This is a genomic window from Lactobacillus sp. CBA3605 (genome assembly GCF_002970915.1).
Classification (GTDB): Bacteria; Bacillota; Bacilli; order Lactobacillales; family Lactobacillaceae; genus Lactiplantibacillus.
Map to the genome: position 1 here is coordinate 1,675,486 of NZ_CP027190.1, position 22,933 is coordinate 1,698,418.

Annotated in this window: 22 protein-coding genes; 11 read left to right on the top strand and 11 right to left on the bottom strand. The window is 44.7% G+C overall.

What is annotated here, in order from left to right; translation table 11 throughout:
* Positions 1-44: 44 nt before the first annotated feature.
* The 4 genes from C5Z25_RS08035 to C5Z25_RS08050 all read right to left on the bottom strand — a co-directional run bounded on the left by C5Z25_RS08035 (position 45) and on the right by C5Z25_RS08050 (position 4,789).
* A complete protein-coding gene (locus tag C5Z25_RS08035; protein WP_105452167.1) occupies positions 45-959 on the bottom strand; it encodes a sce7725 family protein in 915 nt (304 codons plus the stop codon).
* Entirely contained in the window at positions 956-1,672 is a 717-nt protein-coding gene (locus tag C5Z25_RS08040; RefSeq protein ID WP_105452168.1) for a hypothetical protein, read from the bottom strand. The genes C5Z25_RS08035 and C5Z25_RS08040 overlap by 4 nt, the downstream gene beginning before the upstream one ends.
* A complete protein-coding gene (locus tag C5Z25_RS08045) occupies positions 1,662-4,043 on the bottom strand; it encodes an ATP-dependent DNA helicase (RefSeq protein WP_105452169.1) in 2,382 nt (793 codons plus the stop codon). Before C5Z25_RS08045 ends, C5Z25_RS08040 begins: the two co-directional genes overlap by 11 nt.
* A gap of 380 nt (positions 4,044-4,423) precedes the next feature.
* Positions 4,424-4,789: a hypothetical protein gene (locus C5Z25_RS08050; RefSeq protein WP_105452170.1), complete on the bottom strand. Its 366-nt coding sequence runs from the start codon at positions 4,787-4,789 to the stop codon at positions 4,424-4,426.
* Positions 4,790-4,964: 175 nt separating this feature from the next.
* On the opposite strand from C5Z25_RS08050, the gene C5Z25_RS08055 reads away from it, so the two are divergent.
* Together C5Z25_RS08055 and C5Z25_RS08060 are read left to right on the top strand one after the other, a co-directional pair.
* Complete coding sequence (locus tag C5Z25_RS08055; RefSeq protein ID WP_105449687.1) at positions 4,965-6,173, top strand: acetate/propionate family kinase; 1,209 nt, start codon at positions 4,965-4,967, stop codon at positions 6,171-6,173.
* 87 nt (positions 6,174-6,260) lie between these two features.
* Positions 6,261-8,498, top strand: coding sequence for an ATP-binding cassette domain-containing protein (locus tag C5Z25_RS08060; protein ID WP_234002727.1), 2,238 nt, complete (start codon positions 6,261-6,263; stop codon positions 8,496-8,498).
* 53 nt (positions 8,499-8,551) lie between these two features.
* Here the strand turns inward: C5Z25_RS08060 and C5Z25_RS08065 are convergent, their stop codons facing one another.
* Positions 8,552-9,142 (bottom strand): CPBP family intramembrane glutamic endopeptidase, encoded by a 591-nt coding sequence (locus C5Z25_RS08065; RefSeq protein WP_105452172.1) that lies wholly within the window; start codon positions 9,140-9,142, stop codon positions 8,552-8,554.
* Between the two features lie 228 nt (positions 9,143-9,370).
* Here C5Z25_RS08065 and C5Z25_RS08070 point away from each other — a divergent pair, with 228 nt between their 5' ends.
* The gene (locus C5Z25_RS08070) at positions 9,371-10,165 is read left to right on the top strand and encodes a hypothetical protein (protein ID WP_105452173.1); all 795 of its coding nucleotides are present in this window, start codon (positions 9,371-9,373) and stop codon (positions 10,163-10,165) included.
* A 268-nt stretch (positions 10,166-10,433) separates the two neighbouring features.
* On the top strand, positions 10,434-11,636 hold the full coding sequence (locus tag C5Z25_RS08075) for an NAD(P)/FAD-dependent oxidoreductase (protein ID WP_105452174.1): 1,203 nt from the start codon (positions 10,434-10,436) through the stop codon (positions 11,634-11,636).
* Between the two features lie 45 nt (positions 11,637-11,681).
* Here C5Z25_RS08075 and C5Z25_RS08080 read toward each other — a convergent pair whose 3' ends face one another.
* The 5 genes from C5Z25_RS08080 to C5Z25_RS08100 all read right to left on the bottom strand — a co-directional run bounded on the left by C5Z25_RS08080 (position 11,682) and on the right by C5Z25_RS08100 (position 16,139).
* Positions 11,682-12,752 (bottom strand): ABC transporter substrate-binding protein, encoded by a 1,071-nt coding sequence (locus C5Z25_RS08080; RefSeq protein ID WP_105452175.1) that lies wholly within the window; start codon positions 12,750-12,752, stop codon positions 11,682-11,684.
* Complete coding sequence (locus tag C5Z25_RS08085) at positions 12,749-13,561, bottom strand: ABC transporter permease (RefSeq protein WP_105452176.1); 813 nt, start codon at positions 13,559-13,561, stop codon at positions 12,749-12,751. Before C5Z25_RS08085 ends, C5Z25_RS08080 begins: the two co-directional genes overlap by 4 nt.
* On the bottom strand, positions 13,558-14,391 hold the full coding sequence (locus tag C5Z25_RS08090; RefSeq protein WP_105452177.1) for an ABC transporter permease: 834 nt from the start codon (positions 14,389-14,391) through the stop codon (positions 13,558-13,560). Before C5Z25_RS08090 ends, C5Z25_RS08085 begins: the two co-directional genes overlap by 4 nt.
* 12 nt (positions 14,392-14,403) lie before the next feature.
* Positions 14,404-15,501, bottom strand: a complete 1,098-nt coding sequence (locus tag C5Z25_RS08095; RefSeq protein WP_105452178.1) for an ABC transporter ATP-binding protein — start codon at positions 15,499-15,501, stop codon at positions 14,404-14,406.
* A gap of 170 nt (positions 15,502-15,671) precedes the next feature.
* Positions 15,672-16,139: an ASCH domain-containing protein gene (locus C5Z25_RS08100; protein WP_105452179.1), complete on the bottom strand. Its 468-nt coding sequence runs from the start codon at positions 16,137-16,139 to the stop codon at positions 15,672-15,674.
* 194 nt (positions 16,140-16,333) lie between these two features.
* On the opposite strand from C5Z25_RS08100, the gene C5Z25_RS08105 reads away from it, so the two are divergent.
* The 6 genes from C5Z25_RS08105 to C5Z25_RS08130 all read left to right on the top strand — a co-directional run bounded on the left by C5Z25_RS08105 (position 16,334) and on the right by C5Z25_RS08130 (position 20,094).
* Positions 16,334-16,819 (top strand): GNAT family N-acetyltransferase, encoded by a 486-nt coding sequence (locus C5Z25_RS08105; protein ID WP_105452180.1) that lies wholly within the window; start codon positions 16,334-16,336, stop codon positions 16,817-16,819.
* A 6-nt stretch (positions 16,820-16,825) separates the two neighbouring features.
* Positions 16,826-17,353, top strand: a complete 528-nt coding sequence (locus tag C5Z25_RS08110; protein ID WP_105452181.1) for a GNAT family N-acetyltransferase — start codon at positions 16,826-16,828, stop codon at positions 17,351-17,353.
* 118 nt (positions 17,354-17,471) lie between these two features.
* On the top strand, positions 17,472-17,657 hold the full coding sequence (locus C5Z25_RS08115) for a hypothetical protein (protein WP_105452182.1): 186 nt from the start codon (positions 17,472-17,474) through the stop codon (positions 17,655-17,657).
* A gap of 165 nt (positions 17,658-17,822) precedes the next feature.
* A complete protein-coding gene (locus C5Z25_RS08120) occupies positions 17,823-18,185 on the top strand; it encodes a GntR family transcriptional regulator (protein ID WP_105452183.1) in 363 nt (120 codons plus the stop codon).
* Entirely contained in the window at positions 18,182-19,075 is an 894-nt protein-coding gene (locus C5Z25_RS08125) for an ATP-binding cassette domain-containing protein (protein WP_105452184.1), read from the top strand. The genes C5Z25_RS08120 and C5Z25_RS08125 overlap by 4 nt, the downstream gene beginning before the upstream one ends.
* Positions 19,076-19,092: 17 nt before the next feature.
* Complete coding sequence (locus C5Z25_RS08130; protein WP_105452185.1) at positions 19,093-20,094, top strand: hypothetical protein; 1,002 nt, start codon at positions 19,093-19,095, stop codon at positions 20,092-20,094.
* A gap of 92 nt (positions 20,095-20,186) precedes the next feature.
* Here the strand turns inward: C5Z25_RS08130 and C5Z25_RS08135 are convergent, their stop codons facing one another.
* Positions 20,187-21,557, bottom strand: coding sequence for an aldehyde dehydrogenase family protein (locus tag C5Z25_RS08135; RefSeq protein ID WP_105452186.1), 1,371 nt, complete (start codon positions 21,555-21,557; stop codon positions 20,187-20,189).
* A 428-nt stretch (positions 21,558-21,985) separates the two neighbouring features.
* Here C5Z25_RS08135 and fba point away from each other — a divergent pair, with 428 nt between their 5' ends.
* Positions 21,986-22,849: a class II fructose-1,6-bisphosphate aldolase gene (fba, locus tag C5Z25_RS08140; RefSeq protein WP_105452187.1), complete on the top strand. Its 864-nt coding sequence runs from the start codon at positions 21,986-21,988 to the stop codon at positions 22,847-22,849.
* The last annotated feature ends 84 nt before the right edge of the window (positions 22,850-22,933 follow it).

Here is a 22,933-nt window from a genome sequence, read left to right on the forward strand (position 1 = left end):
GTGTAACCTCCGATTTCTAATACGTTTAAGTATAACATGCTTGCCTAGTCAGCCAATAAGCGGTTCATCAGTTGCAGATGATGCATTAACATTAATTTTTTGATTGGTCCCAGACCGGGAAACTTAGGTTGGTGCGCATAGGCCACTAATTCAGCTAAGGCCGGAGTTGCATTAAGGCCAGTTAAATGTGTTGGCGCCCACGTAATCAACTTAGTGAGGGCCTCAAAAAACTTTTGCTTTTGACCGCCACGCTGCTCATTACTATCAGAAACAAAATGGTGAATTCGTAAGCAACCAGTCGGCGTCACATAAATCACGTGGATGGCAATCGCACGAGCGGGAAAGCCTTTATCGAAGTAAACGCTGCCGACTATCGAATAATCACCAAAGGCTTGATAGCCCAAGGGTAATTGATGCCAATTGGCAGGGGCGAAATAGTCATCGGTTAGCTGGGCATAGTCGGCGACATGGGGCCAAAAGGTGAGCGAATCAGTTAACAAAATTGACCGTGAGCCAGCTATTTGATGGAGGCGGGCTTCATTTGGAATCAAGATACCGGCGACTTGTTTTAAAACTGCCGTACGTTGGTAAGTCTTGAGCAACGGATAGTTGGGCGCAATCGAGAGGCTCGTCTGACCAGGCGTAGTGGTTAAAAAATCCGCACTAAAATCTGCCGCTAAAATGGCGCTTGGATGATAAAATGGGGCACTGGTGAGGTCTGGTAAGGGATACAACCTAGTGTGATTCAAGCCGTAAACACTCACTTGGGGGTTGGCAATGACACTAAAGGGTTGTTTCGCTGCTAACAAGACCTGGACCGTTTGTTGGAGTTCCTTGGAATCGCGAACGGGTTCAATTATAGGAATGATATGCGGGCCCAGCTGCTGGTTTTCACATAGCGCTTTTAAAGCTAGCAAGTCATACATCCGACCGCGCAGATAAGGATAATAAGTTGTCATAAGCGATCCGCTAAGTTGGGCTGTGTTAAGGCATGCAACTTTAATTGCAGCGCTTGATACTCAGAATTCCGAGCATCTAGTTCGGTTTGAAGGGCAGTAACAGCTTCGGTCTGGAGGTCGGTGACGAACCGATCATAGAGATTTTGATCAGGGTGATAGATATCGTAGCCGACTTGGGCCCGTTGTTTAAGCGCTTTGAAAAGTTGGTCATCAGAATACAAGGCCAGGCCTTTTTTGACTCGTTTGGCTTTATCGACTTCACGAAATAAGGAAGCAATGAAATGACTCGTCAGCGGGCCAGCGTCAACTTGTAATGGTTGATGCTGGGCCTTTTTAGCAATGGTTAAAAAGCCCGGGGTTGTTAGCGGTGCGGGCGCTAAGTCCAAGGCGCGTTGGTCAAAGGCCCGATAAATGAGGACCCCAATATGCGCCGGAATTTCGGCGGCAACTTCATCGTAAAGCTTTTTGGGCAGCACGAAATAATTATAGTTACCAATAAAGGATAATTTGGCTTTGGAATGAAAATCAGCTTTGGTCACTTTTAGTTCGTAACAGCGCCATTCAACCTGCCCATCGGCCAGTTGTTGATAGCTCAAGGTGTCGACAATGCCCTGATCAGCTGGCATTGAAACTTCTTCAACCACGTAGGCCCCTTGGTCGAGGCAGTAATGGTAAAGGGTGCTTTCTAATTGACGGGTTAATTTAGTTTTCATGTGTGTGGTCTCCCTGAGTGGTTTGCCAAAAATTAGCAATCGTGGCGGTGAGTTGTGGGACAGATTGGATCCGTTGGAAATATTGCCAGTGCGGTGGAAATAGCTCAGTATAGCGCCGGCTGGCAAAGCGTTGATCCAGTAACAAAATAATGCCGGTATCATGGCTACTGCGAATCAGTCGTCCCGCTGCTTGCAACACATTATTCATGCCGGGTAGCTGATAAGCGTAGGCAAAGCCGTTACCGTTGTTATGGTCATAGTAGTCGCGAATCAGATTCGTTTCGGCACTTAGTCCGGGCAGGCCGACACTAACGATAGCGACCCCAATTAAGCGGTCACCGCGTAAGTCAATGCCTTCAGAGAAGATGCCACCCAAAACGCAAAAGCCAACTAACGTTTCAGTCGCTTCGGCTTTAAATTGGGCTAAAAAAGTGGTCCGAGCGGTCGCGTCCATGCCCGTCGTTTGGGCGGTCGTTTGGATGTCCGGGTAAGCTAATTCAAAAGCGGCTTTCAGCTGACTGAGATAACCATATGATGGGAAGAAAATCAGATAGTTGCCTGTTTTAGCGGTCACTAAGGCATGCAGACTTGCGATAATGGCGGCCTCGCTATGCGCACGTTCATGGTAAGTGGTTTGGACGTACTGTGTGACCAGAATTGCTTGATGTTTAGGCGGAAATGGTGAAGGTAATTGATAGGCGAGGCTGTTAGCTTGCCCGCCCAACACGTCTTGATAGTAGGTCATAGGTGATAAAGTCGCTGAAAATAAGACGGCACCAGCACCTAGGCTTAGCGATTGGTCTAAAAAATCACTCGGATCGAGGCAAAGTTCCTTAACCGTGATATGATGCCCGTCACGGACAAGCCGTGTCTGATAACTACCATCGTATAAATCGCCGATTTTAACAAAAGTGAGACTTGCAAAAAAATAATCACGAACGGCATTTAAGAGCTCGGATGGTGATTGCTGTTGAAGCCAATCACTGACGAATTCATTGAAAGTGCGCAACGTCTTTAATAATTTTTCAGGTGGTTCTATCGCAATTTGTGAGGTGACGTCATCAGCTAAGAGCACTTTGTTGAGGCGAGTAAAGGACCGTTGCACTTTTTTTAATGCCTGTTGTAAGTCGTCGCTAGCTTGGGATTTGTCCGGTAAGGCTAACTTTAATAAAGCCGCGATGGGTTGGTCACTGATGGTCGCTGAATACATATCACGGGCGCGACTAACTAGATTATGGACTTCGTCGACTAAGAAAAAGGTGTTTTCATCGGACTCACTGAAGAAGCGTTGTAAATAAACTAAGGGATCGAATAGATAGTTGTAGTCACAAATAATGACATCACAAAATAGGGCCGCGTCCAGTGAAAATTCAAACGGGTCCAACGTGTGTTTCCTGGCATAAGTTTCAATAACGGGACGAGTCAATTGATCTTCGTGCGTTAATAAATCCTTTAAGGCCGGCTTTAGTCGATCGTAGTAGCCCAGCATGAAGGGATTCTCTTCTGGTGGCACGTCGCGTTCTTCTGGAAACTGAATCTGATCTTTAGCCGTTAAGGTGATGCTTTTTAAGGTTAACCCATCGTGGCTCATTAAAGTCACTGCATCTTCAGCGACGTGGCGCGTGCTTTGCTTGGCTGTTAGATAAAATAAGCGTTCGATGGTATCTTCACCTAAAGCCTTAATTGCTGGAAATAGGGTAGAAATAGTTTTACCGGTTCCCGTGGGTGCCTCGACGAAAAGGCGCTTTTGTAAGCGAATGGCTTTGTAAACAGCGACAGCTAATTCCCGTTGACCCGTCCGATAGGCAGGAAATGGAAAGGGCAGTGACTTGATTGAAGCATTGCGCTGGTCGCGTAAATCAGCCCGCAAGGTTAGCCAATAGTTGTATTCAGTAATCAACGTTTTAAAGAAGGTCGCCAGTTCAGCGCGGGTCAAGATACGTTGAGTTTTAGTGATTTTTTCATTAATAACTTGAAAGTAAGTGAGTTGTAATGTGACCTGGTCGATTGCTGGATGGTCTTGTAAGAAGAGGTAGCCATAAACTTGAACTTGGCCCCAATATAAATCCCGAGTGTTATCAGTTAAGTCGTCGTAGGCTTGATCGGAAGTTTTGATTTCTTCAATTAGAGTACCAGCATCCGTGGTCTGAATGCCATCGGCGCGACCTGAAATTAAGTAGTCGGTGCCCGCCATTGTCACAGTTTTTTTAAGATAAACCTCGCTTTGATAATCCACCGATCGACTACTTTGCAGTTGCCGATGAATCTTTGCACCAGCGAGGGCGGTGTTTTGACTATTTTTAATTTCGTTCAAGTCGCCTTTACGCAGGACGAACTCAACGAGTTGACGAATCCCAATTTTAGTCGCCATACGCAACGCCTTTCTGATTTTGATTGGCTTTAATTATAAAACAGACGTTCGCTTTCGGCAAGAGTGCGCCAAAAGGTGGTCAGCCACCGAGCATAGCTACGCCAGACCTCTGATGCGCCCTAGGCATCGGAGGTCTGGCGTAGCTAAGCCCAGGTAGTTGCCTTTTGAAGCACGTTTCGTCTATCAAAATAGTCAAAGTTCCTCTGATGCGCCCTAGGCATCGGAGGTCTGGCGTAGCTAAGCCCAGGTAGTTGCCTTTTGAAGCACGTTTCGGCTATCAAAATAGTAGTCGAGCCTTTAAAAAATACATGAAAGATTATCGCCACCACAAACAGACCTTCATCTAGCGACAAAGGTCTGACTAATTTTAAGGCATACTCTTATTGATACCAACGACTTCGCCGCCGTTTCATGACTTGACCAAGGTTGAAGCCGTAACTCACAATGCCAGCCATGACAACGGTGGCAATGATGGCACCTAGCCAAGTGTAAGGTGTGCTGAAGTAAGCGGCATAGCCGGTACATAAGCTAATCAAGCTAATCGTGCTTATTAACAGCCAGAAAGGTGTGGGCTTAAAGAAGATGAGCCCTGCTAAGAATAAGATTGCGGCTGTTACAGTGGCTTCAACACTTAGGCGGGTACCGAACTGGGTCAGGAGGGCGATGACTAATAAGCCAGCGCCCACGACTAATAAGACGGTTGCGAATAAGTTACTGATGCTCCAATGAAAAGGTTGCTTTGCCATCTCAATCCCCTCGCTTTCGTTAAGGCTATTATACCGTAGCCGTTGCGGGGGCAAAAATAATATGCGTCAGTAGGTGAACAAAATGGTGCCATTTTCAACGTGCTATTGAAAGCGTATCCATAATTGGTTACACTAACAGTATGCACACTTGATGATGGATGGAGGAAATCGCATAATGGCAAAAGTATTAGCAATTAATGCTGGTAGTTCGACTTTGAAATGGAAGTTGTTTAATTTACCAGCTGAAACGGTCATCGCTTCTGGAATGGTGGACCGGTTAGGCTTACCTAATTCAGTTTTTGAGATTAAAAAGGCGGACGGGGTGAAGTATTCAGAGACGAAACCCAAGATTGATGTTCATGAAGCCGCCGCCATGGTTTTGACGCGGTTAAAGAGTGACGGCATTCTAGCACATTTGAGTGAAATTACTGGGGTCGGTCATCGAATCGTCGCCGGTGGGGAAGAATTCAAAGATTCAGTAATTATTACCCCAACGACGTTAAAACAAATTAAGGCATTATCCGAATATGCGCCGTTACACAATCCAACGCAAGCTTATTATATTGAAGTTTTTCAGCAATTATTGCCAAAGACGGTCCAAGTGGCGGTCTTTGACACCTCACTATATGCGACGATGCCGGCAGTAAATTATCTCTATAGTATTCCTTATGACTATTATCAAAAATTTGGTGCGCGTAAATATGGCGCCCACGGAACGAGTCATCGCTACGTCGCCCATCGCACGGCGGAACTTTTAGACAAGCCGTTAGCTGACTTGAAGCTAATCACGTTGCATTTAGGTTCTGGTGCTTCGATTACGGCCTTCGATCATGGTAAGGCGGTTGATACGTCGATGGGCTTTACCCCATTGGCAGGAATAACCATGAGTACCCGTTCTGGTGATATTGACGCATCGTTGATCCCTTACTTAATGCGTCATTTAGGCATTACGGACGTGCAGGACTTTATTGATATTTTGAATAATAAATCCGGTCTACTAGGGATTTCTGGCTTATCACCAGATATGCGAGACTTAGATGAAACTAAACATGACCGGCCACGTTCCGAACTCGCCTTGGAAATTTTTGCCAACCGTGTTGTTAAATACGTGGGGAGTTATATCGCTGAAATGAATGGCATTGATGCGTTAGTCTTTACGGCTGGTGTTGGTGAAAATTCGTTTGCGATGCGGTCACGTATCTTGAAACAACTGGGTTACTTTGGGATTACGGTGGATGAAGAAAAGAATCAAATCCATGGTAAGGAGCAAGTTATCAGTCAGGCTGGTGCGCCAGTTACCGTGATGGTTGTGCCGACGAATGAAGAATTAATGATTGTCCGCGATGTCGCACGGTTGACGCATCGGGCGCCCATGCCGCAGTAAGATGTGTTAAACTTAAAACAGTGTTTTTAAGTGCCTCACAAGTTTGTGGGGCACTTTTACTGTGTGATGGCATGGAAGAGGGGGAACATGATGCTAGCAACAGATATTTTAATTCATGATGCCAGTACGACTAATTTACAACATATTAATGTTCGGGTGCCTAAACACCAGATTACAGTGGTAACAGGGGTGGCAGGTGCTGGTAAATCATCGCTGGTGTTAGATACTTTAGCAGCGACGTCGCAGCGTTTACTAGGTGGGTCTGGGAATTACCAAGCAGCTACTGATACGGGACCAGTAGTGGCGGCGATTGAGCAGTTACCGGTCGCCATTGTGATTGATCAAAAATCATTTGAACTAAATGCCCGCGCAACGGTGGGGACTGTGACCGAGGTCTATCCAGGGTTGCAATTACTATTTGCCCAGTTAGCCCAACCAGCAATTGGGTCTGCCATGGCGTACTCATTCAATAATGCAACTGGCTGGTGCCCGCAATGTTTGGGGCGTGGGATTGAAAAACAACTTGAGGTCGCCCGGCTGATTGACTGGACCAAGTCTTTAAACGGTGGGGCCATTCAATTACTGGCTTTCCAGTCTGGCGGTGCTCAGTTAGCAGGTTACACGGCTTCAGGTAACTTTGATAATGATAAGGTATTAGCTGCATATACTGCGGATGAGTGGCAACGGTTATTATATGATGAGGGCAGTCAACCAGACCAGCCGACGACCGAGTGGCCCCAAGCAATGACTTATCTGGGTGTGATACCGACAATCAAACAAGCGTTAGCTGCGGGTCAGTCATTAGCTGGATTGGCGGCATTAATGCGCACGCAAACTTGTTCAGCTTGTGGGGGGATGCGAGTTAATGACCGGGTACGAAATGCCAAGCTGAATGGCCGGTCACTAGCTGATTGTGTGGATTTATCGGTGACAGAATTATTGGCATTTATTAATACGATTCATGATGAGCAAATTGAGTCAATTTTACATAAGATGCAACAAAGTTTGTCAAATTTACTAACGATTGGATTAGGTTATTTAACCATGAATCGGGCGACGAGTTCATTATCCGGTGGTGAAGTGCAACGAATTAAGTTGGCGCAATATGTAAACAGCCCTTTAACGGATGTGCTGTATATTTTGAATGAACCCAGTGTTGGGTTGCATCCCGAAGATTTGATTGGCATTAATCGGGTTTTCATGCAGCTACGTGATCAGGGGAACACGGTGGTTTTAGTTGACCAGGACTTAGATATTATTAAAAATGCAGATTATGTGATTGAGTTGGGTCCGGGTGCGGGTCACGCTGGCGGTCAAGTGACCTTTACGGGGACTTATGCGGAATTACTTAAAAGTACAACGGTCACGAGTCGGGCCATACAGGCACCGCGGCAGATTAAGTCCGAGTCCGCTGCGCTGACGGACTTTTATGCCTTAACAGATGTTAGTCGATTTAATGTGCATCACGCGACCATTCGGGTTCCCAAAGGCGCCTTGACAGTTGTAACTGGTGTGGCGGGCGCGGGAAAAAGGACCCTCATGCAACAATTGTTTCCAGCGGCATATCCTGGCGCAGTAGTGTTTGATCGCGGTGTCATTCATGGCCGTAGTCGGTCTAATGTACTCACTTATCTAGGCGCCTTTGAAACGGTGCGGCAACTTTTTGCGCAATCATCAGGCGAACCAATGGGCTTATTTAGCTTTAACGGTGCCGGTGCTTGTCCGGTGTGTCACGGTAAAGGGGTGATTGATTTTGATTCAGCGTATCATGGCACGCTGCGCCAACCGTGCGCAACTTGTCATGGTCGGCGTTATAATGCCACGGCATTAGCAGTCAAATGGCATGGTTATAATATTGATGATGTCTTACAATTGACAGCCGCCGAAGCCATCACGTTAGTTAAACCACGTTTAAAGGTTAAGTTACAAGCTTTAATCGATGTGAAGCTTGGTTATATTAAGCTGGGGCAAGGACTTGAGACCTTTTCAGGGAGTGAATTACAACGCCTAAAGCTGGCGAAAAGCTTAGTGACCAAAGATTCGCACCCTATCTTTATTTTAGATGAACCGAGTGCGGGGTTACATGCGGCCGATTTGGTCGATTTATTGGCGCTCTTACAGCGCTTGGTGGCCCAACACAAGACAGTCATTGTCGTGGAACATAATTTAGCAGTTATCAGCCAAGCCCAATGGGTCATTGATATGGGGTTGCATGCTGGTCGATATGGTGGGCATGTGCTGTTTGAGGGCCCGGTTAAGGACTTATTGACCGTACCGAAGTCATTTACCGCCCAACATTTACGTCACTATTTAAAGTTAGATTAATAAGAAGTCCACTTATATCAGCAATTAGCGTTGATATAAGTGGACTTCTTAGTTTAAATGAGTAATTGTTCTTCGATGGTGACGTGCCGAATTTGCCAATAAACGACTGCGGCAACGATGATAAAAAAGCCACTAGTTAGGATTAATGAGATGACGGTCGTCTGAGCAGAAAAGGTTAAAGCACGCTGCGTATGGGTGTGGGTCATGAATTGAACGACTAGGCCTACATCACTGAGCGCATGCAATAACATCGGCAGTATCAAATTTCTTGTTTTGAGATAAACGCCACAAAGTAATAAGCCACAAACAGCTGCGTATAGCGCTTGCGGAATGACGTAATTAAGCGCTAACTGATGACTGTTAACTAAAACATGGCTCATGCCAAAGAGTAAGCTGTCAATAATGATGGCAGTCATCGGCCGATGAGGTAAAGCCCGCCCCAGTAAGGGCAATAAGACGCCACGATAAACGTATTCTTCGGTGATGCCAATGAGTAAGATATAACCGAAATAAAGGAAAATGATGGGCTTAAAATCTAATTGAAATAAGTGCACATAATTTTGACTAACTGGTAAGAGGAGAAAAATCAAGGCTGGCAGCAGCTGTAATGCTTGTTTCCATGGCTGCTGCTGACTACTGTACATAAATAAAGCCCCCCGTTAATAACGGATGATACCGCTATCATAACTTAGTCTAGCACTGCTAGCTGGGTTTTAATAGGTGTTGGCGCAGGGTTGCATTCAATAATCAACTGACGCATAATTTAAAACAGAGACATGGAAACCGCTTTCTTTAACGGGTGTTAAACAAGTGGCTTGAAAAATTTGGTGGTTGTCAGCGGGAACTGGCAAGCCTATCGGGGGTAGGTTAAGATGCGACGGTATCGAACAATGATTAAAGGCTCAGCAACTGAACTGACTTGGTTGAATAAGATGGCGCAAAAGGGGTGGCTACTAGCTGGCATCACTGGCAACTGGTATCAATTTACGGCAACCAAGGCGCATTATCGGCTATTTAGTGAATATGTCAATACCGAAGTGGTGACGGCTTTAACGGGAAAGCCGGCTATCTTTGAAATTTTGGCGACGGTCCCGTTAAAAGCGCCAAAAATGCAGGTGATCTATACGGGGAGCACCCAGCCGGAAGTACAGCAGGCGCGCGTCGACCAACAAGATGCGCAAATCCAGTTAAAGATTGTTTTAGGCATGCGCGCTCATCAGCTTAATTTAATGAATATTGCGATTTATGCCGGTTTAGTGATTATCATCGCCTTGCTTTTTATCATGGGCGTACAACGATTCGATTCAGTGTTTGGGCCCATTATCTTGATTGAGTTAGCTTTGATTGGTTTTCGTGCGCTGCGGGCCAAAAAGTTACAGCGGGTGGCGAATCAATTACGGGTGCGGACACAAAATTATGATGGTGCGTGGAAACCAACGATGCACATCTTTTTGAAAAAAATGCCGGCTGATTTGGACGTGGAAAAATTAGCGAGTTTAGGTGACTGGATGTTAGTCGGAAACGATAAAAAGGGGACTTACTGGTATGATTTGCACACTTTAGCTAGTGAGGCTGAGATTCGGGCGGCCTTAAAGCCTGTTTTACCGGCTGGCGTCACTGTGAATGTGATGAGTTGGTTAGGCTTAGCCCCGATTGGGTTTATTTAAGTCAGCAAAAATTTTGTGTGGACAAAAGTCGGCGGCAGGCGCGCTTTTAACCTGGAGACGGAACCAATTGACTTTAGCTCCACTTTTTGCAAGCCGTAACTGCCATCGATACTACTACTAAAATTGAACAGTAGTGCCAGCTAATAAACTAACCAGTGGCTTTAGCTGATTTTTGGTGATTACCAGTGTACGATAAAGGCAACTGCCAGTGAAGCTGGAATCTGTCCAAAAGCAAGCGTAACCGCAGTTAGAAAAGAGGGGCACTAATATGGCAACAATTTTAGTACTTGGTGGGGGCTATGCAGGGATGCGGGCGCTTAAATTTTTACAAAAAAAGGCGCCATTAGATGATGATTTGATCTTAGTTGATCAGACACCAACGCATACTGAAAAAACTAATCTGCATGAAGTCGCCGCGGGCACCATTGCACCGGAACGCATTACTTATGATATTCGAACCGTGCTTGATAAACGGGTTAAATTTATGCAAGCAGTTGTAGCTAAAATCGATGTTGCTAATCAATGGGTGGCGTTAGTGGATCAACCGACGATTACTTATGATTATTTAGTCGTGGCATTAGGTTTTCAGTCAGAAACATTCGGGGTTCCGGGAGCGGATGATAATGCGTTACCAATGGATGACTTGACGACGGCTGAAGCGGTTTATCAGCATTTAGAAGCTAAGGTCAAAGGGTATGCGACGACTAAAAATCATAATGATCTAAAAGTTGCCGTCTGTGGCGCTGGCTTTACGGGGATTGAGTTGTTAGGCGAGTTGACCCAATCGTTGCCAAAGTTGCGGGCTAAGTATCAGACGCCGGCAATTAAGTTAGTTTGTTTTGAGCGCATGCCCAGCATCCTGCCGATGTTCACATCGAAATTGCAAAACTATGCGAAAACGTTTATGGCAGCACATGATGTTGAGATGAAGTTAGGTGCTAGCATTACGGCAATCAAACCCGGTGTGGTGGCTTACGAAGACAGTGCCCAGCAAGCACAAGAATTCGCAGCGAATACGATTATTTGGACGGTCGGCGTGAGTGGGTCGCACGTGATTAATGATTCTGGCTTTGAGCAACGGCGAAATCGGGTGACAGTTCAGCCTGACTTATCGTTGACGGATCATCCGGAAGTGTTCATTGTTGGTGATGTTGCGGCAGTCATAGATCCTGCTAATAATCGGCCTTATCCAACTACGGCGCAGATTGCGTTAGCTGCGGGTGAACAAGCAGCTAAAAATATTGGGGCATTGCGGCATAACCAGCCGACGACGCCATTTAGGTATCAATCGAGTGGTACGGTGGCCTCTTTGAGTGATCGGGATGGGATTGGTGAGATCCTTAGTAATAATCGTCCCGTTCAAGGCTATCCAGCTTCGGTGCTCAAAAAAGTTATTACGGACCGTTCGTTAGTTGAAAGCGCACATTTGAGTACGGTTTTGAAAAAAGGCCGTTTTGACTGGTATCATTAACGCAAAAAATCAGGATCGACGACAAGTCGGTCCTGATTTTTGGTTCTAATGATGCATCTTGAATTCTAAATACCGATCGTTATATAGACCCACTTTTGCTGGTGAGAGATCTTGATAGATTTGAAGATGGCGGATGGTCTTATCATCCGGATAAAATTGGCGATCGTTACGAATCGCTTTAGGTAACAAGGCTTTAGCAGCCCGATTAGGTGTGGCATAACCGATATAAGCCGCATTTTGTGCGGCATTTTTCGGGTTGCTCATGAAGTTCAAAAAGGCATAGATTGCTTTGAAATGACGCGCCGTTTTAGGAATCACTAGATTGTCAAACCAGAGGTTACTACCTTCAGCGGGGACAACGTAATGTAAATGGGAGTTATTGGCTAGCATTTCGGCTGCTTCCCCGGACCAGTCAACAGCCACGGACGCTTCATTTTGAATCATATACATTTTGATTTCATCCGCAACGACAGCTTTGACGTTGGGCGATAGTTGATCTAACTTATTGCGCGCCGCTAATAAAGTGGCCGGATCAGTCGTATTCATGGATTGATGCATGGATGCTAAGGCCATCCCCATGACATCGCGGGCACTGTCAATCAACATGATTTTATTGCGATATTTCTGGGACCATAAGTCTTGCCAATGCTGAATACTACCCGGTTGAACAGTCTTGTCATTATAAATAATGCCAAGGGTGCCCCAAAAATAGGGCACAGAATACTGATTGTGCCGGTCAAAAGCTAAATTTAAAAAACGCGGGTCGTAATTCTGCATTCCCGTCAGGCGTTTTTTATCTAATGGCAGGAGTAACTTGGCGGCTTTCATTTTTTCAATCATGTAATCACTGGGTACCGTTAAATCATAGCTAGTGCCGCCCTGCTTGATTTTAGTGAACATCGCTTCGTTACTGTCAAAAGTCTCAACGTTAACGTGATAGCCCGTTTGTTTTTGGAACTTGGTCAACAAGCTAGGGTCAATATAATCGCCCCAAGTATAGAGGTTCAAGACGTGGCGACTATTGCTTCCCGCACTGGTTTGCAACTGATGGGCACCTAACGCCAGTAAGCCGCAAATTAGAAGTAAGCCGACAATCGCACTCAGTAGTTTTTTCATCCACGGCGCCTCCTTGGTAAGCGGCGTTGTCGCCGCCCATACTGGTTAATAAAGTAATAGCCGATGACTAGGACCAACGCTAAGAGCAACATTAGTCCGGATAAGGCGTTGATTTCGAGGTTGATGCCTTGGCGGGCGCGGGAATAAATTTCGACAGATAACGTCGTAAAACCGTTCCCGGTTACGAAAAAAGTCACCGCAAAGTCATCCAGCGAATAGGTTAATGCCATGAAAAAGCCGGAAAAAATCCCGGGCATGATGTAGGGGACGATCACTTGGCTTAAGAGTTGCCAGTTATTTGCACCTAAGTCAGCGGCAGCGTCGAGCAAGCTGGTGCCCATTTCTTGGATTTTAGGCAAGACCATGAGCACAACGATGGGGATTGAAAAAGCCACGTGACTAAGCAGAACCGAGCCAAAACCGAGTGGAATTTTTAGAGCAGTAAAAAAGATTAAAAAGCTCGCGCCAATAATGACATCGGGGGAAACCATCAAGATATTATTTAACGCTAATAAGGTGTTGCGGGTGACCGGTCGTGTTGTATTATTGATTCCTAAAGCGCCTAAAGTCCCAATGGTCGTTGCTAAAATAGCCGATAACAAAGCAATTAATAAGGTGTCTAGAAAAATCGCAATCAGCCGACTATCAGCGAATAAGGCTTGATAATGAGCCCAAGTAAACCCGTGGAAATTTGTCATGGTGGTGCCGGCACTAAAGGAGTAAACAACCAAAAAGATAATTGGCGCGTATAGCACGATAAAAATCAACCAGAGGTATAAGTGCCGCCACTTGAAAGCGAGGTGCTTCATTTTGTCAGCCCCTTTCGATGATGGCGCTTATCGCCGCCAGTTAACCACATAATAATCACCATCGCAATGATTAAGATGACCCCAATCGTTGACCCTAGTCCCCAATTCATGGTGGTGAGAAAGTGTTCTTCAATTGCCGTACCTAATGTAATGACTTTATTACCGCCAATCAGCCGCGTTAACATGAAGAGCGAGAGTGATGGAATGAAAACCGCTTGAATCCCGGCTTTGACACCCGGTAAGGTCAGTGGGAAAATCACGCGACTAAAGGTTTGCCAATTGGTGGCGCCTAAATCCCGACTGGCATTGATATAAGAAGGCTTGAGTTCACTCAGCGCATTATAAATCGGTAAAACCATGAATGGAATCTGAATATAAGCGGCCACAAAGATAAAGCTAAAATTCGTAAATAAGAGCTGTTTTGGACCAATTCCAATGAAACTTAAAAATTGATTGGCAATACCATTTTGGCTAAAAATCCCAATAAAGGCGTAGGCCTTTAATAGTAAGTTAATCCAAGTTGGCATAATGATGAGCAATAACCAGAGTTGGGCATGTTTCGTTTCATTCAATAAATAAGCGGTCGGATAACTGATTAAGACTGTTGCCAAGGTGATTAAAAAGGCATACCAGACCGAATTGACCGTCATTAATAGATAGGTCTTAGAGGTGAAGTAAGTTTGGTAATTAGCCAAAGTAAATTGACCATCTATGTTGAAAAATGATTGATAAATCAATAAGATAACCGGTGCCAATACAAATAATAAAATCCAAAGGATATATGGCACGAAGTAAGCCGTATTACGACTTAAGCGTTGTTTTCGTTGCATTTTAAGCGCCTCCTAATCCGCATCATAACGTTCCAAGCGCGCGTCAAAAGCGGCTTCGGATTCGTGTAAACGCATGACATGGATATCTTGGGGGTCAAAGGTTAACCCGATGGGGGCGCCTTCAGTTGCCGGATTGGTGGAGTGCACCAGCCACTCGTTACCATCACTATCGGTCGCGACGATTTCAAAGTAATTGCCACGGAACAGCTGTGAATTAACGGTTACCACGAGCTTGCCTTGGTCGGCACTGACAATGTCTAAGTCTTCCGGCCGTAAAACGACTTCCACGGCTTCGTTGGGGCGCATCCCAGCATCTGCACATTCGAAAGATTTACCAACAAAGGTTACTTCGAAGTCTTTGACCATCTGACCGGGAATAATGTTACTTTCACCAATGAAGTTCGCTACAAAATGATTAATGGGTTCATCATAAATGTCGACAGGAGAACCGCCTTGCAAAATCTGACCGTCATTCATGACGAAAATCTCGTCACTCATAGCGAGCGCTTCTTCTTGGTCATGAGTGACAAAGAGAAAGGTAATCCCTAAGCGTTGTTGTAAGGCGCGGAGCTCATATTGCATGGCTTTACGGAGTTTAGCGTCTAACGCTGATAAGGGTTCATCGAGTAAGAGCACTTTTGGCTGCATCACCAGTGCCCGGGCAATTGCGACTCGTTGTTGTTGACCACCAGATAGGGCACTAATTTCACGGTCACCAAAATCAGCCAGTTGGACTAGTGCCAGGGCTTGTTGGACCCGAGTGGCAATTTCAGCTTTAGCGACTTTATGTAATTTTAAGCCGAAGCCCACGTTTTCAGCGACATTTAAATGTGGGAATAGTGCATAGTCTTGAAAGACCGTATTGACTTGACGCTGATTAGCAGGTAAGTCATTGATAAGCTGACCATCAAAATAAACTTGACCACTAGTGACCGCTGTAAAGCCAGCAATGGTCCGTAAGATGGTGGTTTTACCACAACCGGAGGGCCCCAGCAAAGTGTAAAATTTACCGGCCTCAAGTTCTAAATTAATGTTTTTAAGAATGGGTTGGTCGCCATAGCTTTTACCAACCTGAGTTAACCGAATTATCGGTTGTGTGTTAACCGCCAATTTAAAGACCTCCTCGGATCGTTCGAACTTTAATTATAACGAAAAAATACCCAGTAGCAAGCGGCAACTTGCTGGGAGAATCCTGACTTAAAGGCTCGTAAAAAGGCAGGGGTCTGAGACGATGGCCTCAGATCCCTGCCGCTTCCACTTGATTGGTAGGATTCGCTTAATTAGTCGGCGCGGTAGACGAGTTCAAAGACTTCACTGACCATGGGCGTATCTGCATTTAAAACGTGTCCATGGGCTTCCAAGTCAGGTGTAAAAGCTTGGGTTTTTAGTTCCCGCCAATTTCCAATAGAACGATCACCATCTGCTTCATGATAGGCATGTTCAGCGGAGATGCGATAGAAGGGGATTAATTCTGAAACAACCGTTTTAAGAATGGCGACGGGTTTCATATCGCCATCTAAAAGGACGTTGTAATCACCAACTTGCGGGATGGCCACTTGTTCAGCCGTGTAGGCATCTAGTGGAGTCGTTGTGGCTGTTTTGATACCAGCTAAAATCGCATCGGTTAATGCTTGAACTTCAGCTGGCTTTTTTTGATCACCGAACCAGCGTGTCTGATACGAAACGCCGCTGGTAGTAGTGGTTTCACTAAAGTCTTTCCATAGTTGTGCTGCTGATTGTGCTGGCATAACTTTCACCTAATTTCGATTAGAGTATTGAATTCCGTTTTTTGTAACCGAATTCACAACTTAAGTATAGCATGTTGAAACAGTAAGCGACAAGCCATTTGCGATGGTCAGTGGTTAAAGTCGTTACGAGGATTGTTTCTGTTATAATAAAGCAAGTTAAGGCCTGATTTTAAGCTTGAAAGGAGTCCTTAGACATGGAAATTACGCCAGTAAGGTCAACTGACTTACCACAAATTTTAGCGATTGAAGCAGCCGGTTTTACGGCCGCCGAACAAGGGACGGCCCTAGCTTATCGCGAACGGATGACTAAGTTAGCGACCACGTTCTTAGTGGCTCGCGAGGCTAATACAGTTTTAGGGTTTATTGTTGGCCCCGCCGTGACGGCCCGATATATTGAAGATCACATGTACACGGTGACGCCGGCTAACTTAGCACAGGGTGGTCATCAATTGGTATTTACTTTGGCTGTGGCCCCGACTGCTCAGCATCAAAATATCGGCAGTCAACTGTTGACAGCATTAGCTACGGTGGCCCAACAAGCAGGGCGCACGAGTATGGCACTGACTTGTCTGGCCCGGTTGATTCCTTTTTATGAGAAGAACGGCTTTAAAAACCAAGGGGTCGCAGCATCGACACATGCCGGCGAGACTTGGTATAACTTAGAAAAAACATGGGAGTAACCAATCATGAAATTATCAACTTTACAAACGCAATTGCCTAACTTTACAGTTAAATTATTAACGTTGGCGGATCAACAAGCTTTATTGGAACTCGAACAAAGCAATCCCCAATATCATCAGTATTTTTCACCAACTGATTTAACATTAGCCGAAGTCCAAAATGATTTGACAGCCCGTCCAGATGGCGTAGCAGCGGAACAAAAACAAGTTTTTGGGTTTTATTTGGCGCATCATTTGGTGGCAGTTTTAGACGTGTTAACCCAATATCCGAAACAAGATTTCTTGTTCATTGGGTTATTGATGGTTGGTCAAGCCTACCAGCGGCGCTCAGTGGGCAGTGTGATTGCCACGGGGCTAATGCAAGCAGCTCTCCAAAGTAATATCCATTGCTTGCAGCTATCACGAGTGACAGATGATACTGTAACTGCGACTTTTTGGAAAAAGTTGGGCTTTGAAGATGGCGATCAGTTATTCTTGCCATTGACCCATGATGGTCGGTTAGCAGTAACGACAATGACGCGACTATTAGCTTAAATACCGGCCGTCAACATTAAAATAATTCTAATGGAATTCTTACGGTAAAGCGCTCATAAACTGTTGCAAGGCATGTTACACTCGTGGTGACAAAAACAGTAGAAATGAGGTTATTTTGATGATTAGACATTGGGGAAAAGTGGACACGGGGCTGTTGATTACCGCAATTATTTTGGTGGCAGCTATCGGTTACTTTTTCGAATTAACGGCTAGTATGACCGTCAGTGCGATTGCCTTTCCAAGTGGCTTAATTATTTTAATGGGGATTATGGAATATGCTGTTCATGAATTACGACGTAAATAAGTTAGTATGGGTCGGAAGTCAGTGTCCTTGATGACTGAGGCCAAATAATCACGACAGGAATTCACAAAATTCTTGTCGTGATTATTTTTTTGCGCTAAGTTGTCTTACACTGTACTATGCTGTATGATGTGTAGTACAGTGTAAGACAGTTACGGAGGTAGCGCTATGGTTATGATTGATCATCAAAACGGCCAGCCGTACTATGCACAACTGGTTGCGGGTTTGCAACAAGATATTGCGCATGGTGTTTTGCAGACGGACGACCAACTGCCATCGGTGCGTGAAATGGCTAGGCAGCACTTATTGAATCCGAATACCGTCAGTAAGGCGTACAAACAATTGGAAGCTCTGCACGTGATTCGGACCGTGCAAGGCAAGGGTAGTTATGTCAATCCGCCTGATCGCACCGCTGAGCGGGAGACGATTCAACAAAATCTCCAACAATTGGTCCAGCAAGCTCAACAAGTTGGCGTGCCGATTGCGGATTTAATTACTTGGTTAACCGAATTGGAGGAGACCTCATCATGAGTTTAACAATTGATAAATTAAGTCAACAAATTGACCAACAAGCGACGCTAACTGAAATTAGCTTCGACCTACAGTTGGGACAAATCGTCGGTGTGATTGGGCGTAACGGTGTGGGTAAAACGACGTTATTTCGCACCATTAATGGGCAATATTTGCCAACCGGTGGCCGAGTTTTGGTCGATGGCAAAAGTCTCAGTGACCAGCCAGACTTAAAAACGCAACTGAGCTTTGTGGATGCCCAAGCCAATTTTTTTAAAGGCCTGACTGGTCAACAAGTACAGTGGTATTATCAAGCTGCCTATCCGGCATTTGATGTGGTGAAGTTTACCCAACTTGCCGAACGTTACCACCTATCCCTTAATCGAAAATTGCGACATTTTTCAAAAGGCATGTTCGGTCTATTTACAATTATTCTAAGTGTAGCAACCGAAGCCCCGTATTTGTTTTTAGATGAACCTTTGGATGGGCTGGACGTGTTGATTCGTAAGAATGTGTTGAGCATTTTGATTGATGAGGTGGCAAAGGGACAACGCGCTGTCTTGATTGCGTCCCACAATTTGTCAGAATTAGAAGGCATTATCGACCGGGCCTTAATCTTAAAACAGGGCCGCTTGATTCATGACTATCAGTTAGAAACGATGCGAACGCAAGCTCGGAAACTGCAATTAGTTTATCGAGATAAGAAGATTCCGCGACTATTGCGAGAACAAGGTCACATTGTCAGTGTTTCTGGTCGGGTCATTGTCGTGGTCTTTGAGAACTTTACGACTGAATTAGCCACGCAGCTAACTGCGACTAAGCCGGCCTTTCAAGAAACATTGCCATTGTCGTTAACCGACTTATTCATGGCAAATTTAACGGATGAACAGGATTACGATATTTTAGGTTAAACTAGGGGGCAAACTAAATGACAAATCAAGCGGTACGGCGGTTACTCTGGCATCGTTATTGGGGCGTACTACTCGTTGCTTGCGGGTTAGCGCTGATTGGTGGCGTCCGTGCAGCCATCAATACAGCCATTTTATCGAACAAGGTATTTTTACATGGGGCCCCAGCTAATGATAATGGCGTGCCGATGTTATTGGCCATCTTTGGGATGGTGATTATCCTAGGTTGGTTTACATTTATGTGGGATAACTATACTAACTTTAATCATTACCTGCTGGCCTTACGTGCGACACGGCAACAGCTTTATCAGCAAAAATTAGGGCTATTTATGAGTACCATTGTGATTAGTGATGTGTTGATGCAAGGGGTATTTTTAGGGCTGGTGCGGTTATTGACACATTATCCACGGGCCTATAATCTCAATTGGGGTGAAACGTTACGTTACACGATTAGTCAGTTAATGTTTATCCTGGCGCTCTACCTACTAGTTGCCACGATTGGTTTGTGGTTAGGCCAGCCATTAGCAAGTGTTTTGGTTATTCTGATCTTTTTACCAAGCTTAGTCTTCTTTTATGATGGTGTTTTGAGCTTAAGCGCCAAGCTAATGCAAGTGAGTTCAATTAAAATTGATCCTTTGCACCAATTGAATCAAGCCACTTGGCCGGGATTTTGGCTGGTGATGATTGGCTCCTTAGTGGTCATCATTGGGTTATATGGATTGAATCGCTGGGCCAGTCAACACTTATCACTGAAGAATAGTGGCGATTTCTTACTATTCCCACAATTTAGAACGCTATTCTTATGGTTAGCAGTCATTTATTTGAGCATTAGCGTGGGATTCTCTGGTTTTTGTACGCTCTTGTTAAATACAGTGACTAGTCAGGCCTATGATCAGTTTCCTTGGTTACAAGGCATTATCATGGCAATCGTCACGGCTTATTTAACTTGGAGTATTGGGCGTTGGCTCATGTATCGACCGGATCGAGTTCTGGATGCTTTTAAATTTAAAAAATTAAGCTAAAACAGGTCTACTAAAAAGCGCCGTCACTAGCAAGCTAAACTTGCTGAGTGGCGGCGCTTTTTGGCGGCAATTCTACATCTGTATTTAAAGGTTTAACGAATTTTATTTAAGCGTTTAGCGACAGTTTTAATGTTCAACAAATCCCAATCTTCCAAGTTATGTGAAATGGAGTTATGGCCCCAAGTCCCACAGCCAAGCGTTAAGGAAGGGGCAACGTTGTCATACTTAAAGCCAATGGCACCTTGTGAGGATGGCACGTTGATTAAGGCCCGACAAGCGGTCATCTCAAGTGCAAAGTCATTCATCACGGCTTCATCAGTCGTGTGCAAAGTGGCCGTGTGACCTAAGCCACCGAGCGCTAAGCTACGTTTCATTAAGTTAAAGCCTGCAGCGGTATCTTTAGCGTGAACCACGGCCAAAACGGGCGATAGCTTTTCACGTGAAAGGGGCTGATCTCCACCAATGTCAGCCAATTCAACGGCCAAGACTTTAGTGGTAGCTGGGACATCGAAACCAGCCCATTTGGCAATCTGCCAAGGCGTTTGACCGGCAACTTTCGGATCGACGGCTTGCTTTTTCAAGTTCATGACCGTGCTTTCGAGAGCCTTAAAGTTTTCGGGCCCAACGAAGTAGACACCATCGGCACTCAATGCTTGCTTGACCTCATCATAGATACTGTCATCAACGATTAAGTTAGATTCTGACGCACAAATCATCCCATTGTCAAATGACTTAGAGACAATCACATCGTTAACGGCTTGCTTAACGTCAGCAGTTTTTTCAATGAAGCAAGGGACATTACCGGGACCAACGCCTAACGCAGGTTTACCAGTTGAATAGGCTGTTTTGACCATGCCAGCACCACCGGTAGCAATAATAGTAGCGACGCCTGGATGATTCATCAAAGAATTAGTGGCATCCAAGCTAGGTTGTTTGATCCATTGAATCCAATCTTTAGGGGCACCCGTAGCAATGGCCGCATCACGAATGATTTTTCCAGTTTCGACACAAGTCTTTTGGGCAAACGGATGGAAGCCAAAGATAATGGGATTTCGGGTCTTTAAGGCTAACATAGCATTGAAAATCACAGTCGAAGTTGGGTTAGTCACGGGAGTTACCCCGGCAATAATCCCAACTGGTTCCGCAACTTTAGTAATGCCACTGACGGGGTCATCGCTAATGATACCAACCGTCTTATCATCTTTTATATAGTTATAAATATTTTTAGCAGCAAAGTCGTTCTTCGCCACCTTATCACGGTAGTTCCCTCGGCCAGTCTCATCAACGGCCATTGCAGCTAACATCCCACGAGCAGCATGAGCAGCGTGAGCCATGGCTGCAACAGCTTGATCAATCTGGGCTTGGTCCATGACTTCCAGGCGACTGGCAGCCAAAGAGGCATTTAACACTAAGCGATCAATTGATTGTTTAATTTCAGGTTTTGCATCAATTTCTTTCAACATCGAGTGATTCCTCCTAAGCGATTACGATACTTGTTGTTTATTTCACAAGTTCTATTATAAACACTTCTTCACAAATGTAAATAAGAACTTTTCTACGACAATTTAGTTTTACTTACTTTTGGTAATGCCGGTGTTAGTGGACTTTATTGTGAAATAAAAGAAAACGCTTACATTATTAATTCTTTGATAATTAGTTATTTGATTCACAATTAAATATCTTGAAAATCAATCGTTTATTAATTACCGAAATAAATAATATTAATTTTAGGAAAGGCTTACATTGTCAAATGGTTTGTTAATCCCTAGTCTTAAGCGCGTTGACTTAGGTAAGAAATATGATAAATCGGTTATCACTCCTAGGTAAAGTGTGCTAAAATAAGTGTGATTCAAAAATCGTATCTCTTAATTAACCTAGGAGGGTTATTTTTATGTCATTTGTAAATGCTGTTGATATGACACAAGACGCATACAAGAACCATTACGCTATTGGTGCGTTTAACACTAACAACCTTGAATGGACTCGTTGCATCTTAAAGGGTGCTCAAGAAACCAACACCCCAGTTATTCTTCAAGTTTCAATGGGCGCTGCTAAGTACATGGGTGGCTATAAGCTAATCAAGCACTTAGTTGCTGATACTATGGAAGACATGAACATCACTGTTCCTGTTGTTATGCACTTAGACCATGGTAACTACGAAGCTGCTAAAGAATGTATCGAAGTTGGTTTTTCATCAGTTATGTTTGATGGTCATGACCTACCATTTGCCGAAAACTTAGAAAAGACTAAGGAAATCGTTAAATTGGCTCATGCTAAAGGCATCTCTGTCGAAGCCGAAGTTGGTTCAATTGGTGGCGAAGAAGACGGTATCATCGGTGAAGGTGAATTAGCATCTGTTGAAGAAGCTAAGACCTTAGCTGCTACTGGTATCGACATCTTAGCTGCTGGGATTGGTAACATTCATGGTAAGTACCCAGAAAACTGGACTGGCTTACATTTTGATCGTTTACAAGAAATCTCAAACGCTGTTAAGATGCCATTAGTACTTCACGGTGGTTCTGGTATTCCTAAGGACCAAATCGTTAAGGCTGTTGAAATGGGTATTAGCAAGGTTAACGTTAACACTGAAAACCAAGTGGCTTTCGCTAACGCTACTCGTGCTTACATCGAATCTGGCGCTGACCAAATCGGTAAGGGCTACGACCCTCGTAAGTTATTGGCACCTGGTAAGAAAGCCATCGTTGATGTTATCACATCACGGATTGGTTGGTTCAAAACACCAGCTGTTAAATAATTAGATTTTTGATTCGGAGAAGTCGACCTTGGTCGACTTTTCTTATGATTATTAACAATAAATAAAATAAAAACGTCTGAGATT